At 66.7% G+C, this 14,137-nt stretch carries 15 protein-coding genes and 1 tRNA gene; 9 read left to right on the plus strand and 7 right to left on the minus strand.

From position 1 onward, the window contains the following. Positions 1-765 (plus strand): ABC transporter permease, encoded by a 765-nt coding sequence (locus ACX80F_RS11105; RefSeq protein ID WP_459336488.1) that lies wholly within the window; start codon positions 1-3, stop codon positions 763-765. Then, entirely contained in the window at positions 762-1,775 is a 1,014-nt protein-coding gene (locus ACX80F_RS11110; RefSeq protein WP_459336448.1) for a glycine betaine ABC transporter substrate-binding protein, read from the plus strand. Before ACX80F_RS11105 ends, ACX80F_RS11110 begins: the two co-directional genes overlap by 4 nt. Here ACX80F_RS11110 and ACX80F_RS11115 read toward each other — a convergent pair. From ACX80F_RS11115 to ACX80F_RS11130, 4 genes are all read right to left on the minus strand, one after another. Then, complete coding sequence (locus tag ACX80F_RS11115; RefSeq protein WP_459336449.1) at positions 1,772-2,143, minus strand: hypothetical protein; 372 nt, start codon at positions 2,141-2,143, stop codon at positions 1,772-1,774. The genes ACX80F_RS11110 and ACX80F_RS11115 overlap by 4 nt on opposite strands. A gap of 87 nt (positions 2,144-2,230) precedes the next feature. After that, positions 2,231-3,241: an adenosine deaminase gene (locus tag ACX80F_RS11120; protein ID WP_459336450.1), complete on the minus strand. Its 1,011-nt coding sequence runs from the start codon at positions 3,239-3,241 to the stop codon at positions 2,231-2,233. A 193-nt stretch (positions 3,242-3,434) separates the two neighbouring features. Beyond that, the gene (locus ACX80F_RS11125; RefSeq protein ID WP_459336451.1) at positions 3,435-4,922 is read right to left on the minus strand and encodes a catalase; all 1,488 of its coding nucleotides are present in this window, start codon (positions 4,920-4,922) and stop codon (positions 3,435-3,437) included. A gap of 7 nt (positions 4,923-4,929) precedes the next feature. Next, on the minus strand, positions 4,930-5,412 hold the full coding sequence (locus tag ACX80F_RS11130; protein ID WP_459336452.1) for a Fur family transcriptional regulator: 483 nt from the start codon (positions 5,410-5,412) through the stop codon (positions 4,930-4,932). Positions 5,413-5,504: 92 nt separating this feature from the next. Between ACX80F_RS11130 and ACX80F_RS11135 the strand changes: the two genes are divergently transcribed. The 3 genes from ACX80F_RS11135 to htpX all read left to right on the plus strand — a co-directional run bounded on the left by ACX80F_RS11135 (position 5,505) and on the right by htpX (position 8,552). Further along, the gene (locus ACX80F_RS11135; protein ID WP_459336453.1) at positions 5,505-6,209 is read left to right on the plus strand and encodes an esterase/lipase family protein; all 705 of its coding nucleotides are present in this window, start codon (positions 5,505-5,507) and stop codon (positions 6,207-6,209) included. Positions 6,210-6,265: 56 nt separating this feature from the next. Next, on the plus strand, positions 6,266-7,552 hold the full coding sequence (locus ACX80F_RS11140) for an MFS transporter (RefSeq protein WP_459336454.1): 1,287 nt from the start codon (positions 6,266-6,268) through the stop codon (positions 7,550-7,552). Positions 7,553-7,670: 118 nt separating this feature from the next. After that, a complete protein-coding gene (gene htpX, locus ACX80F_RS11145; RefSeq protein WP_459336455.1) occupies positions 7,671-8,552 on the plus strand; it encodes a zinc metalloprotease HtpX in 882 nt (293 codons plus the stop codon). Positions 8,553-8,630: 78 nt separating this feature from the next. Here htpX and ACX80F_RS11150 read toward each other — a convergent pair whose 3' ends face one another. Beyond that, positions 8,631-9,119 (minus strand): YajQ family cyclic di-GMP-binding protein, encoded by a 489-nt coding sequence (locus tag ACX80F_RS11150; RefSeq protein ID WP_104051037.1) that lies wholly within the window; start codon positions 9,117-9,119, stop codon positions 8,631-8,633. Between the two features lie 290 nt (positions 9,120-9,409). Between ACX80F_RS11150 and ACX80F_RS11155 the strand changes: the two genes are divergently transcribed. Then, positions 9,410-9,491: transfer RNA gene (locus ACX80F_RS11155), tRNA-Tyr, on the plus strand. A 106-nt stretch (positions 9,492-9,597) separates the two neighbouring features. Here ACX80F_RS11155 and ACX80F_RS11160 read toward each other — a convergent pair. Both ACX80F_RS11160 and ACX80F_RS11165 read right to left on the minus strand, forming a co-directional pair. Further along, a complete protein-coding gene (locus ACX80F_RS11160) occupies positions 9,598-10,821 on the minus strand; it encodes a tyrosine-type recombinase/integrase (RefSeq protein ID WP_459336456.1) in 1,224 nt (407 codons plus the stop codon). Next, on the minus strand, positions 10,814-11,458 hold the full coding sequence (locus ACX80F_RS11165; RefSeq protein WP_459336457.1) for a hypothetical protein: 645 nt from the start codon (positions 11,456-11,458) through the stop codon (positions 10,814-10,816). Before ACX80F_RS11165 ends, ACX80F_RS11160 begins: the two co-directional genes overlap by 8 nt. Positions 11,459-11,819: 361 nt before the next feature. Here ACX80F_RS11165 and ACX80F_RS11170 point away from each other — a divergent pair, with 361 nt between their 5' ends. The 3 genes from ACX80F_RS11170 (at position 11,820) to ACX80F_RS11180 (ending at position 13,883) form a co-directional block, all read left to right on the plus strand. Next, positions 11,820-12,539: a hypothetical protein gene (locus ACX80F_RS11170; RefSeq protein WP_459336458.1), complete on the plus strand. Its 720-nt coding sequence runs from the start codon at positions 11,820-11,822 to the stop codon at positions 12,537-12,539. A 514-nt stretch (positions 12,540-13,053) separates the two neighbouring features. Then, entirely contained in the window at positions 13,054-13,461 is a 408-nt protein-coding gene (locus tag ACX80F_RS11175; protein WP_459336459.1) for a hypothetical protein, read from the plus strand. Continuing rightward, positions 13,458-13,883: a hypothetical protein gene (locus ACX80F_RS11180; RefSeq protein ID WP_459336460.1), complete on the plus strand. Its 426-nt coding sequence runs from the start codon at positions 13,458-13,460 to the stop codon at positions 13,881-13,883. Before ACX80F_RS11175 ends, ACX80F_RS11180 begins: the two co-directional genes overlap by 4 nt. Positions 13,884-14,137: the final 254 nt, after the last annotated feature.

A 14,137-nucleotide genomic window follows, 5' to 3' on the forward strand; every position in this document is an offset into this window, starting at 1 on the left:
CTGCCGCGCGACGGAGCCGATCCCCTGACCGTCAGCACGGGCCGTGACTGGCGCCCGCTGCTCCTCCAGTTCGCAGGCATCCTCCTGGCCGGCGGTGTGCTGGCGGCCTGGCTCGTGACGGCGCAGCTCACCGCGACCGAGCAGACCACCCTCAATCCGTCCTCCCTCCTGGCCTACACCCGGGAACATCTGGCGCTGACGCTGCTGTCCGCCGCGATCGTGCTCCTGCTCGCCATCCCGCTCGGCATCCTGCTGACCCGGAAACCGTTCCGGCGGCTGGCCGGGCCCGTGCTCGCGGTCGTGAACGTCGGCCAGTCCGCGCCAGCCATCGGGCTCGTCGTGCTGCTCGCGGCGTGGCTCGGCTTCGGGTTCCGAGCGGCCGTGACGGCGCTCGTCGTCTACGCGCTGCTGCCGGTCCTGAGGAACACCATGGTCGGGATCGGCCAGGTGGACGACCGGCTGGTCGAGGCCGGCCGGGGCATGGGCATGAGCGCCGCCGCGGTTCTCTTCCGCGTGGAGCTCCCCCTCGCAGTGCCCATCATGCTCGCGGGCATCCGCACGGCGCTGGTGCTGCTCGTCGGCACGGCCGCGCTGTCCACGTTCATCAACGGTGGCGGTCTCGGCGTCCTCATCACCACCGGGGTGAATCTCAGCCTGACGCGCGTCCTCGTCGCCGGTGCGGTGAGCGTCGCCCTCCTGGCGCTGCTCGTCGACTGGGTGGGCCGCGTCGTCGAACTCCTCGCCCGCCCGAAAGGACTCGCATGAGCCGCAGCCCAGGCCCCCGCAGGCATCGGCCGGGCGCCGCCGTCGCGCTTGCCGGTGCCGCCGCTGTCGGCCTCCTGCTGACCGGCTGCGGGCTGCAGCCCGCCACGTCCTACGTCCCGGATGCGGGCCCGGGCTCCATCCAGCCCATCGAGGGGGTCGACGGCGCTCCGCTCACCGTGACGTCCAAGAACTTCACCGAGCAGTTGATCCTCGGGAAGATCTCCGTCCTCGCGGCCCAGGCTGCGGGCTTCGAGGTCACCGACCTCACCAATGCACCCGGATCGCAGCCACCCCGCGACCTCATCCTCGCGGGCGAGGCCGACGTCACCTGGGAGTACACCGGCACGGCCTGGCTCGCCTTCCTGGGCAAGGAGTCCGGCATTCCCGACCAGCAGGAGCAATGGACGGCGGTGCGCGACGCCGACCTCGCCAACGGGCTCGTGTGGGGTGGGCCGGCGCCGCTGAACAACACCTACGCCATGGCCGTGCGGACCGAGGCGGTCGCCGAGCTGGGCGGGATCACCACGATGTCGGGGCTCACCGAGCTGCCACCCGAACAGCGGACGTTCTGCGTGGAGGCGGAGTTCAACTCCCGCGCGGACGGGATGACGCCCATGCTCGAGCACTACGGCCTCGAGCGCGGAGCGGCGACCGGCGTCCCCGACGACAACATCGGGATCTACGACACAGGAGCCATCTACGGGGCGACCGATACCGGAGCCTGCAACTTCGGGGAGGTCTTCGCGACGGACGGCCGCATCGAGGCCCTGGACCTGACCCTCCTCGAGGACGATCTCGGGTTCTTCCCGGCCTACAACGCGGCACCCGTGTACTACGGGGAGACCCTCGAGGAGTTCCCGGAGCTGCAGGAGGTGTTCGACGCCATCACGCCGACCCTCACGGACGAGGCACTGCGCGTCCTGAACCTGCGCGTCGACGTCGAGGGTGAGGAACCCGCTGACGTCGCCTTCGACTTCATGGTGGACAACGGCTTCATCTCCCGGCCCTAGCCGGTCGGGACGTGCCGCCGGGCCGCGGCACCGACCGAGGACAGCCAGGCGCGGGCTTCCCCGGTCTCCGTGAAGTAGCGGGTCCGGCTGCGCGACTGGGCGATGAACGCCGCGAGGACCCGGTCCACGGGATCGCTGCCCGTGAGCCCGATCGGCCCCGCATGACGGTAGGCGACGAGCATCCGGCGCGCCGGCGTCGTGATGTGCCGGACGAGGTTGAGGTGCACGAGCACCGGCGAGGCGTGCCAGCGCGGGAAATGCGTGATCGTGTTCGCGAGGACGTCGAGTTCCGCGGATCCGATCCCGATACCCGGCCGCCACAGGACTTCCAGGATGCCTGCGTCGTCGATGATCCTGAAGTCATCCATGGAGCCTCCCTCGGTCGGTACCCCCACGGTGCAGGCCCGGTGCAGACCCTGTGCAGAGAAGTCTCCCACTGCGCACGGCGTCGACGCCTATCCGGCGCACGGGGAGTGGGCGGAAACCCGCCATGCCTCGATCTCCGCCAGCAGCTCCCGGCGCCGGTCCTCGCCGACGAACGCCGACCGGGCCGAGTTCGCGGCGAGCCGTGCGCGGTCGTCCACGCCCAGCCCGCAGGAATCCACCAGCGCCGCCACGTTGGCGTCCAGGTACCCGCCGAAATAGGCCGGATCGTCCGAATGGACGGACACGTTCAGGCCCCGGGCCAGCATCTCCGGCAGCGGGTGATCCCCGATGGCATCGACTGCCCGCAGCCGGACGTTCGACAGCGGGCAGACCGTCAGCGGCACCTGATCCTCGACGAGCCGCTCCACGAGCGCGTCGTCCTCGAGGCAGCGGATCCCGTGATCGATGCGGTCCACGGCCAGGAGGTCGAGCGCCTCCCACACGTAGGCGGGCGGCCCCTCCTCACCGGCGTGCGCGACGCACTTCAGTCCGGCGCCGCGCGCGACGTCGTACACCTCCCGGAAGAGCGACGGCGGGTACCCCAGCTCCGCCGAATCCAGACCGATCCCGATGATCGGGGCGTCCATCGCGAGGAGGTCGCGCAGCACCCCGAGCGCCTCCTCCGCGGGACGGTCGCGCAGGAACGCGGCAATGAGGGACGTGCTGATGCCGACGTCGGCCTCGCTCGTCGCCAGGGCCGCCGCGACGCCGTTGACGCACGTCGCGAGCGAGACGCCGCGGGCGAGGTGCGCCTGCGGATCCATCATGATCTCCGCATGGCGGACACCTGCCGCAGCCGCCCGCCGGAGATACGCCCGGGTCATGTCCGTGAAGTCCTGCTCCGTGCGCAGCACATCCATGTTCGCGTAGTAGAGGTCCAGGAAGGACTGCAGATCCGTGAACGCGTATCGCGCCGCGAGGTCGGCGGGGTCGGCGTAGGGGAGGGCGATGCCGTTCCGCGCCGCGAGCGCGAAGATGAGCTCCGGTTCGAGGGTCCCCTCGATGTGCAGGTGCAGTTCGGCGCAGGGCAGTGGCGGCATGACCCCAGCCTAGGAGGGACGGCTGCCCTGCCGCCACAGCTCGGCGGCCCTTCCCGGGGGACAGCGCCGATGGCCGGCACCCGGCGGGCTCCTGCGCACTTGCGCTGCCGGGAACCTGCCCCGCGACAACCCTGGTCACGCGGAAGGAGGGCGGACCCGTACGGGTCCGCCCTCCTCGGGTGTGCCGGAGCTTCTAGTAGAGCGCTGCTTCGGACTCGGTGGCCGGAGTCTCGCCGCTGCCGAGGTTCGCGGCGAGCTTCGCGCCGAGCTCGCCGTCGACGTTGGCCCAGTACTGGATGGCCCGCGCGCGGATCTCGTCGCTCTGCACGCCGCCCACGGCACCGGTGATGGTCTCCAGAAAGCGTGCACGCTGGGCGTCGTCGAACACCTCACGGTAGAGCGTCCCGGCCTGGCCGAAGTCGTCGTCCTCGGCGTGCAGCGAGTGTGCCGCGTACACGAGGTCGCCGTCGTTCTCCCAGCCGCCGTGGGCGCCGTACTGCGCCGGATCGGCGGCGGGTCCGCCCACCGAGTTCGGTGCGTAGACCGGGGTGGAGGCCGTGTTGAAGTGGTAGCGCGCCGCGCCGTCCTTCGAGTAGTTGCGCACCTCGTTCTTCGGCATGTTCACGGGCAGCTGTGCGTGGTTGGTGCCCACGCGGTAGCGCTGCGCGTCGGCGTACGAGAAGATACGCGCCTGCAGCATGCGGTCGGGGCTCGCGGCGATACCGGGCACGAAGTTCGACGGCGCGAACGCGGCCTGCTCGATCTGCGCGAAGTAGTTCTCCGGGTTGCGGTTCAGCGTGAGCCTGCCGACCGGGATGAGCGGGTAGTCGCCCTGCGGCCATACCTTCGTGAGGTCGAACGGGTTGAAGCGGTACGTCTTCGCGTCGTCGTACGGCATGATCTGGACCTTGAGGTCCCAGCTCGGGTGGTTGCCCTTGGCGATGTTCTCCGAGAGGTCGCGGAGGTGGTGGTCGGCGTCGGATCCAGCGAGCGCCTCGGCCTCGTCGACCGTCAGCACCTCGTGGCCCTGGTTCGACTTGAAGTGGTACTTGACCCAGAACTTCTCGTCCAGCTCGTTGATCCACATGTAGGTGTGGGAGCCGTAGCCGTTCATGGTGCGCCACGAGTTCGGCAGGCCGCGATCGCCCATCAGCCACGTGACCTGGTGCGCGGACTCGGGGCTGAGGGTCCAGAAGTCCCATTGCATGTCGGCGTCGCGGAGGTTGGTGCCGGGCAGGCGCTTCTGCGAGTGGATGAAGTCGGGGAACTTGATGCCGTCGCGGATGAAGAACACCGGCGTGTTGTTGCCCACGAGGTCGTAGTTGCCCTCGGAGGTGTAGAACTTCAGGGCGAAGCCGCGGGGGTCCCGCCAGGTGTCGGGGGAGCCTTGCTCCCCGGCCACGGAGGAGAAGCGCAGGAGCGTCTCGGTCGTCGTGCCCTTCTGGAAGAGCGCGGCACGCGTGTACATGCTGACGTCCTCTGTGGTCTCGAAGACGCCGAATGCTCCGCCGCCCTTGGCGTGGACGACGCGCTCGGGAACGCGCTCACGGTTGAACTGGGCCAGCTTCTCGATGAGGTAGTGGTCCGTCAGGGGGATGGCGCCGTCGCGGCCGAGGACGGACGAGTTGCTGTCATCGATGACGGGGGCGCCGGACTGCGTGGTGCTGAAGTTCGCGGACATAGTGCTCCTATTCCTGGTGGTGGGATACGGGGTGGTGTGGGGCTGCCGGGCGGCAGTCGTCGCAGAGGCCCTGATAGAGGACCTCCGCGATCTGGATGGTCATCCGGGGGGCACCGGGCGTCCACTCGGGGGTGAGGCAGGGGGCGTGCCCGACGGCGCAGTCGACGTCTTCGATCCGCCCGCAGCCGGTGCAGACCGCATGGTGGTGGTTGTCGTCCACGCGTGTCTCGTAGCGGGCGGGGGAGTGGGGTGTCTCGATGCGGCGCAGCAGGCCGATGCCGGTGAGATCGGCCAGGATCACGTAGACGGACTGCACCGTGATGTGGGGCAGTTCCGCGCGGACGGCGGTGACGGCGTCGTCGGCGGTGGCGTGCGGCGACTGCTCGACGGCGGCGAGGACGGCCAGGCGCTGGCGCGTCACGCGACGCTGGTGCGCGCGCAGGGCAGCGGACCACCGGGCCTCGCGGGTCGCTTCCGTCGTCTCGGTCATTGTTTCAGTGAACCAGTAAATCTGAGTTGTTCATAATAAGGTGCCACTAACTTGTGCCCCACGCACCCTGTGTAGTGGGTACCGTTGACGGGATGAACTTCTTTACGCGCGGCTGGGCCTGGGCATTGGACTATGCCTACGTGGGCTTCTGGCAGGCGCACGGGTTCGTGCTGCGGTCGGATCCCATGAAGTACCGGACGCCGGCGCCAGGGGCGCCGGCGGGCAAGGCGCCCGTCCTGCTCCTTCCCGGCATCTACGAGACCTGGCAGTTCATGCGGCCGATCGCCCACCACCTGCACCAGGCGGGGCATCCGGTCCATGTGGTGCAGACGATGGGCTACAACCTCGGGACCGTCGAGGACATGGCGCATCTCGCCGCCGCGCACCTGGAGGAGCACGATCTCAGCGACGTCGTCATCGTGGCGCACAGCAAGGGCGGCCTGATCGGCAAGTTCCTCCTGACGATGTCCGGCGCGTCGCCGCGCGTCCACCACCTCGTCGCCATCAACACGCCCTTCTCGGGGTCCATCTACGCCGCTTTCTTCTTCCTGCCCAGCATCAGGGCGTTCTCGCCGTACAACCGCACGCTGCAGAAGCTCCGCGCCGAGTTCTCCCTGAACGCCCGGATCACCTCGATCTACAGCAGATTCGATCCGCACATCCCCGGCGGCAGCTTCGTGGAGGGCGCCCGTAACGTGCAGCTCGAGACCATGGGCCATTTCCGGCCCGTCGCGGACAGCCGTGTCCTGCGGGAGATCGACCGGGCGATCGCGGCCGGAGGCGTCGGCACCGCCTGAGTGGCCCCTCCGCGACGCGGTGACCGTTGCCAGAGCGAATCACTTAGACTTTCCCCGTGCCCAGACTCCTCGCCGACATCACCCCGCTGAGGGAGAGTCCGGCCTTCCGGAGGCTGTACATCGGGACGGCACTCTCGGCGATCGGCACGCAGCTCACCATCGTGGCGGTAAGTCTGCAGATCTACTCCCTCACGCAGTCCACCCTGAGTGTCGGGCTGCTCAGCCTCTTCGCCCTGGTGCCCCTGGTGGTCGCGGGCCTCTACGGCGGTGCCATCGCCGACGCGCAGGACCGCCGCACGGTCGCGCTGCTGTCGGGGCTGGCCCTCTGGGCCACCACCGCGGCCATCGCGCTCCAGGCGTGGATCGGCGTGGACAGCGTCTGGCTGCTCTACGGTCTGATCGCGGTCCAGTCCGGTGCCGCCGGCATCAACCAGCCCACGCGGAGCTCGATCATCCCGCGCCTGGTCCGGCCGGCACTGCTGCCCGCCGCCAACGCCCTGAGCATGATCACCTTCGGTCTCGCCTTCACCGTCGGGCCGCTGCTCGCCGGCCTCCTGGTGGCACAGGTGGGCTACGCCTGGACGTACACGGTCGACGTCGTCACCTTCACCTTCGCGCTGTGGGCCCTGTACCGGTTGCCGCCGCTGCCTCCGGAGGGTCCCACGCGGCGGGCAGGCCTCGCGACCGTGCTCGAGGGGTTCCGTTTCCTCGGCACGCGGCCGAACATCCGCATGACCTTCATCCTCGATCTCATCGCCATGATCCTGGCGCAGCCGCGCGCACTCCTGCCCGCCGTGGGCGCCGTGCTCATCGGCGGCGGCGAGCTGACCGTCGGCATCCTGCTCGCCTCCGGTGCCTTCGGCTCCGTGCTGGCCGGGCTGTTCTCCGGCCCGCTCGGAAACATCCACCGGCAGGGCCAGGCCGTCATCTGGTCGATCGTCGGCTGGGGTGCCTCCGTGGCCGGCTTCGGGCTCGTCGTCGTCATGGCCACCGCGGACGGCCGGCCCGCGGCGGGCGAGGGCGAGATCTCCGGCTGGGTGCTCGCCGCGGCCGCCTGCCTCGTGCTCGCCGGCATCGCCGATTCCGTCAGCAGCGTCTTCCGCAACACGATCCTCCAGTCCGCGACGCCGGACGCGATGCGCGGGCGGCTCCAGGGTGTGTTCATCGTCGTCGTGGCCGGCGGACCACGCCTGGGTGACATGGTGGCCGGCGGCCAGGCCGCCTGGCTGGGGGAGGGCTGGACCGCCGTCGTCGGGGGGATCGCGAGCGCCGTCCTGGTGCTCGCCGTCGCCCGCTGGCAGCCGCGCTTCGCGCAGTACGACGCGCGCCATCCCCAGCCCTGACCCTGTGCCGGCTCCCTGCCGGCTTGCAGTACCGGCCCGTACGATGAACGGAACAGGCCACCCGGCACCCGCGTTCAACTGGTGATCGCCACGGCCTCCACAGCGCAAGGAGAAAGCAGTGCACAACCATTTCAATGGTGCCAAGACGGCGTTGCTGTTCGGCGCCCTGATGGGGATCTTCCTCGTCTTCGGTGCGGTCATCGCCGGGGCGACGGGCAGCTCCATGTTCATCTGGCTGTTCGCGCTGCTCGGTGTCGGCTCGGTCGCGTACAGCTACTGGAACAGCGACAAGATCGCCATCCGCAGCATGGGCGCCGTCGAGGTGACGGAGCAGCAGGCGCCGGCCATGTACCGGATCGTCCGGGAGCTCAGCACGCGGGCCGACAAGCCCATGCCCAGGCTCTACGTCTCGCCGACCATGGCCCCCAACGCGTTCGCCACCGGTCGCAACCCGGAGAACGCCGCGGTGTGCTGCACGCAGGGCATCCTGCGGCTGCTGAACGAGCGTGAACTGCGCGGCGTCCTCGGGCACGAGCTCATGCACGTCTACAACCGGGACATCCTCACCGGGTCCATCGCGGCCGCCGTCGCCGGTGTCATCACCTCGGTGGCGCAGATGTTCGCCTTCGCCGGCATCATGGGCGGCAACCGGAACCAGGGCGGCAACCCCATCGCGGCGCTGCTGCTCGCCTTCCTCGCACCGCTGGCCGCGGGCCTCATCCAGACCGCGATCGGCCGCACCCGGGAGTACGACGCCGACGAGGACGGCGCCATCCTGACCGACGACCCCCTCGCTCTCGCGTCCGCCCTGCGGAAGCTCGAGAGCGGGACCCAGCGGGCCCCGCTGCCGCAGGACCAGCGCCTCGTCAACACCTCCCACCTGATGATCGCGAATCCGTTCAAGGGCGGCGGCGTGGGCAAGCTGTTCGCCACCCACCCGCCGATGGACCAGCGCATCGCCCGCCTCGAGGGCATGGCGGGCCGTCCGCTCAGCCGGTAGACACCCACGGACGACGGCGGCCCCACCGTGCGCAGGTGGGGCCGCCGTCGTCCGTGCTGATCGCGTGTTTCGCGTGTATCAGCGCATGTTCACGAACTGGAGGTCGGCCTCGTCGAAGTTCTTGAGCAGGGCCATGGTGGCCTGGAGGTCGTCGCGCGACTTCGAGCTGACGCGCAGCTCGTCACCCTGGATCTGCGACTTGACGCCCTTGGGGCCCTCGTCACGGATCAGCTTGTTGATCTTCTTCGCGATGTCCTGGGCAATGCCCTCCTTGATGGAGGTCTCGAGGCGGAACTCCTTGCCCGAGGGGAAGGGCTCACCGGTGTCGAGCGACTTCAGGGAGATGCCGCGCTTGATCATCTTCGACTGCAGGACGTCGAGCACCGCGAGGACGCGCTCCTCCGAGTTCGCCTTCATGAGGATCTTCTCGCCGCTGAAGTCCACCTCCGCGCCGACCCCCTTGAAGTCGTACCGCTGTGCGATCTCCTTCTGCGCCTGATTCAGCGCGTTGGCGACCTCCTGCTTGTCCACTTTGCTTACGACGTCGAACGTGGATTCACTCGCCACGATGCCTCCTCGGGGTGGTTGGGTTCCTTGGCGTCAAGCCTATCCGCATCCACGCACTTCACAGCGGGTGCCGGGGCGGTGCAGGGAGGCGGGCCGACCGGGCCGACCTCGACGACGCCGTCGTGCTGCGCCTGGGCACGCCGGAGCAGGGCGCCGGAATCTGTGCACGGACCGAGCGCCGGGTAGCGGCAGCCTCGTGGCGTCTCCGGGCCGATTCGTCTCCGGGGCGGTTTGTGGGTAAAGTTGTCTTGCCCGCCCTTGCTGCGGGTGGTCTTCCTGTGAAGACGTTCGGCAGATTACCCGAGCGGCCAAAGGGGGCTGACTGTAAATCAGCTGGCAACGCCTACGGGGGTTCGAATCCCTCATCTGCCACATCGCCGGAATAGCAAGGAAGTAAGCCCGTCAGGGCCTCTTAGGAGGTTCGGATGGGCTTACTTTTTGCCCGAATGCTGGGGAGATTGCTGGGGATGCGTCAGGATTACGCGCTGAAGGCCCTCGCGTAGGCGGCGCTCACGTCGTCTCGCAGCCGCTGATCCTTCACCACGTCGAAGTACAGGTCAGCGGTGACGGTGATGGTCGAGTGCCCAAGGATCCGGGACACCACCGGGAGGGGCAGGCCGTTCTGGAGCATGATCGTCGCGGCCAGGTGGCGCAGGCTGTGGAAGACCACCTTGGGCAATCCAGCCCGTTCCGCCATCCGACCGAAGGTCTTGGACGCGTTCGAGGGGTTTAGCGGCCCGCCCAGCGGATCGGTAAATACGAGATTCCTGTCATTGGCCCACGCTTCACCGGCCACGAGCCGTTCCTGGCTCTGCTGCGACTTCCACGCTTTCAGGACGTCCGGAACCCACCCGGCCACCGGCACCCACCGGTCCTGTCCCGCCTTCGTCTTGACGGGCTGGAAGGCTATCGCGGTGCCTTGGAGCTGTGCCTGTTGCCTTACCGTGAGTGCCCCGGTCTCCAAGTCCACATCGGACCAGCGGAGGCCGCAGATCTCTCCCAGTCTCATACCGGTACCCACCGCGAACAGGATGAGCGGTGCAAGCCGTTCCGTGTGGGTATTGCCCGGCATGCCCGCTTGGGCGTCCATCCAAGTCCGGAACCTCCGGAACTCCTCCGGACTCCACACATCGCGTCGCTTCCCGGCTTCCTTGGACACATGGGCGCCTATCGTCGGGTCCCGGTGTATCTGACCTGTCCGCAATGCATCGCGGAGCGCAGAGCGCAACGTGGCCATAATGCGGCGCTCAGTAGAGGCGCTAACGACCTGATTGGCAGGCTTGCCAGCGTTGTCCCTGCGAATCCTGGCGAGCATCGCGTCGACGTGCGAAGGCTTCAGCTCGGACAGCCGCACCCGGCCGAGATCCGGAATCAGGTAGTTGTCTAGATGGCCGCGGTAGGAGCGGATCGTCGCGGGGCGGATAGTCTTCGCTGATTCCTTCGCCTGCAGCCACCTGAGCAGGTATGCGCCAGTCGTTTCCCGTCGCCGGTCTGTCTCGAGGGTGCCCAGCCTGTAACCCTTCACCGCGGCGTCTCTGGCTTCCTTCGCCGCGCTTGCGTCCGGGAATCCCGACTCCGTGACCCTCAGGCGCTTCCCGTCCGAGCCCGGAGGGAACTCGATACTGAAACTCCACTTATGGCGCTTGCACCGCGCCGGACAGTCCGGCCTGCACCGTTGGGAAACGCCTGCTGTCTTAGCCATCTTGCTTACCTTCCGCCGGGGGAATGAGTCCTATGTTCTTTGCCCTGTTGATCCAGCCTCTGAGGCGGTGATCCTTCGTGCCGCCGAAATCTTCGATCAAGGCGGTGTACGTCGGGTCCCTCCTGAGATCCTCCTGAACAGCCTGAATAATCTTCGGTGTGCCCTTCACGCGTTCACGCTGGTAGTACTTCGCGACATCTTCAAGCAACTGCGGGTACTGCGTCAGAAGTACAGGTTTGCGGCCGCGTCGGGATCTAGAGTTCTCCACGTTGCGCACCCTTGCTGCTTGCTTCACGGCACCATGCGATTCCCAGAAGTAGGCGACCGACTCGAGCATCTGCACCAGCCGCTCCCGTGAGTCCTCTAGGACTTCACCAACGGGAATCTTCCGGAACATCGCCACAGGGATGGGCTGACCGTCCCTCCCTCTGAGGTCTATCCTTACGGGCTGTGGTTGCTCGCCGGGCTTCCATTCCCAGGTGGTCTGAACGAGCCAAGGCGCAGATAAGTCCACGAAGACGCAGGGAGTGCTAGCGCGGAGCCAGTCGCGCAGGTGGGGCAGCGCAGCTGCCGCGGCGGGAAGCGGTGCGACCTCGCCAGTTCCGCCGTAGGAGACAGTTACAACTTCCCTCTTCATAGGTACCTCTCCTGCATCGAAGACACTTTTTGAACTGTGTCAGCCCAGCTTACGTGAATTAGATGCAAGCGGAAAGCACGCCTGCATAGAATTGATGCTATGAGACCCCAACTGAGTACAGAAGATCTTCTGAACCTGCCCCCTTCGATGGACATAGATACGGCCAGCAAGGCGCTGGGAATCAGCCGCGTCACCGGGTACAGGCTCGTTCGCGCCAACGCCTTCCCGTGCCCCGTCGTCAGGATGGGGCGAACAATCAGGGTCCCCAAGACTGGGCTCCTGCGGGTCCTGGGCTTGGACCAACATGCCCAGGCCCCCATCGCCACCTAGATCGTGCAGCGTACTGAAGAAGGTGAACCTCATGACCTGGACAAAACTCAGCGACGACTTCACGGATGACTGTTGGTCGCTCTCAGATGCCGCATACCGGCTCCACTCTGAAGGACTTGTGTGGAGTAACCGCAAACTTTTGGACCTACTCATACCCAAAGAGGACGTTCCCCGATTCGCCAAGCACCCAGAAGCTGTAACTGAGCTTCTAGACCAACGCTTCTGGAAAGACGTTGGAGACAGGTATCTAATCCGGCACCACGCCCAGTACCAACGGACTCGCGAGGCGGTCATCAAACAGCAGGACACCAACCGCCAGAACGGGGGCAAGGGTGGGCGGCCCAAAGGTAAAGGGCGTGAACAGGTGGGGGACGTGACCCAAGGAACAACCCAGTCGCTAACCGAACCGCTAAGCGAATCGAAAACCGAACCGACAACCCAGTGGGTAAAGAGACATCCCGGAACCGAACCGGTTCTTACCCTTGCCAGTACAAGGTTTGAAACCCAGTCGCTAACCGAACCGCCAGGCGAATCGAGAACCGAAAGGGACAGGCCTGGCATGTATGAGGAGGTTCCTCCGAACGGTTCTGAATCCAACGACCACGAGCAGCAGACAGCTATCCGCCTACGGAAGTGGATTGAGGAACATGGCATCACGACCGTTGGCGAGCTCGCTCAGAAGCGGGGTATGGAGGAGTCCGATGCTCAGAAGGCTTGGGATAAGGCTTATCCCAACGGGAAGGCCGCGTGATGTTCACGGATGGGTTTCCCTGCACAACGGATAGCTGTACTGGGCTCGCTGAGCACGGGCGTTCGATCTGCTCAGTCTGCTACGACCGGGTGGGTTATCCCGAGGGCTGGTCGCGGAAACGGGATGAAGCGTGGCTTGATTACAAGAGCTGTCACGAGATCCGGTTCATCCCCATGCAAGGGCCGGGCTGTAACTCTCATCCGGTGACGCCGCGGCCGGACTTTTGTCTGGAATGCAGGAAGCCGACAGATGCGGGCGGCAGGGTGATCCCTGAAGGATTCAACCGTGTGCCGAAGCACGTCACGATCGAGGACCTAAACCGGGCAGCCGCAGGCGCTCGCCCGTTGACGCCGCAGCCCCTGCCGACCAAGGATGCGAGGGCCGAGCGCGCCAAGGAGTCCGCTGAGGCCGCGCCAAGTTGGGAAATCAGCACCCGGGTGGAAGAACTAAAAGAGCCAGTAGAACGCGGAATTTGTCCCTCGCAGGATCAAGGCACGGGGAGGAGTCGGTGGAAATGACCGGAAACGACCAAAATGACCGGCTGACACCGCAGCAGCAGCAGGCGGTGATCGAGCTCGCCCTGTGCAATAACACCGGGAAAGCGGCGGTAAGGGCTGGAGTCACGGAGCGCACAATCCGCCGCTGGATTCACCAGCCTCCCTTCAGGGCAGCCTTTCGGGAGCAGGCACGACAGAACAGCGAGCAGTCACTGGAAGCGCTCCGGGCGGCACAATTGCAGGCCGTGAACGTGCTGTGGGAGCAGCTGAATGACGACAGCGAAACCGTGAAGTTCCGGGCGGCGTCTCGCCTGCTCGAAGCGGGGATACAGCTGAGGGAGCAGGACGTCGATGAACGGCTATCCGAACTCGAGCGCGGTTTCACGCAGCAGATGCTGGATCAGGCTGAGGGAGGGCGGCAGTGATGGCCTTGACCGCAGCGCAGAGAACGCAGCAGAGAAAGCGGCTGACAGACCTGGAGGTGCAAGCGCGCATTATCGCCAAGAGCAAGCGAAACGGCGTCCCCCTCACGGAACCGACACGGCTGGACCTCTTGAGCGCGCATGCCTGGATCGCCTATGACGAAGACGTGAGCCTTGACCGTCATGGGTACTCGCAGCTTGGGCTGCAGGAATCGCACGAGCATCAACTGTTGAAGGCCGTCGCGTTCTCGATTACGGCACGCTTCCACCCAGAGCGGCTGACCGACTCTGAGCGGGCCGAGCTGCACCGCATCTTCGCGGCCGAGAAGCCCGAGCACGGACCGGGCGCGTACGCCTGGAACGCTCACAAGCACCCTGACGCTATGGCTCTGTACGTGGAACTGTGCGGTCTCGAGTACCTGTGAGCGGGAAGAGAGCGGGACACACTCTGGTGTCCAAATTTGTCGGAGGCGCCGGTTACGTTGTGGGCATCGCCGCCAGGCCGGCACGATCGGCCCTCAAGGGCTGGCCACTCACCCTGAGAGGGCTAGGGAGAACGGCGAGGGCCTGCGCGAGGGCAGCCCATCGAGGACATGACATCGAGGCATCACTAAGTGTTAACGTGTGAGGGTGACCCTGCTCGCCGGAAGGATGTGAGATTTATGGTCGATTTGGCACG

The organism is Arthrobacter sp. TMS2-4, from assembly GCF_054511075.1.

Coding starts and splice junctions, on each gene's coding strand:
- ACX80F_RS11110 (WP_459336448.1), top strand. CDS start 762: ATGAGCCGCAGCCCAGGCCCCCGCAGGCATCGGCCGGGCGCCGCCGTC.
- ACX80F_RS11115 (WP_459336449.1), bottom strand. CDS start 2,143: ATGGATGACTTCAGGATCATCGACGACGCAGGCATCCTGGAAGTCCTG.
- ACX80F_RS11120 (WP_459336450.1), bottom strand. CDS start 3,241: ATGCCGCCACTGCCCTGCGCCGAACTGCACCTGCACATCGAGGGGACC.
- ACX80F_RS11125 (WP_459336451.1), bottom strand. CDS start 4,922: ATGTCCGCGAACTTCAGCACCACGCAGTCCGGCGCCCCCGTCATCGAT.
- ACX80F_RS11130 (WP_459336452.1), bottom strand. CDS start 5,412: ATGACCGAGACGACGGAAGCGACCCGCGAGGCCCGGTGGTCCGCTGCC.
- ACX80F_RS11135 (WP_459336453.1), top strand. CDS start 5,505: ATGAACTTCTTTACGCGCGGCTGGGCCTGGGCATTGGACTATGCCTAC.
- ACX80F_RS11160 (WP_459336456.1), bottom strand. CDS start 10,821: ATGGCTAAGACAGCAGGCGTTTCCCAACGGTGCAGGCCGGACTGTCCG.
- ACX80F_RS11165 (WP_459336457.1), bottom strand. CDS start 11,458: ATGAAGAGGGAAGTTGTAACTGTCTCCTACGGCGGAACTGGCGAGGTC.
- ACX80F_RS11170 (WP_459336458.1), top strand. CDS start 11,820: ATGACCTGGACAAAACTCAGCGACGACTTCACGGATGACTGTTGGTCG.
- ACX80F_RS11175 (WP_459336459.1), top strand. CDS start 13,054: ATGACCGGAAACGACCAAAATGACCGGCTGACACCGCAGCAGCAGCAG.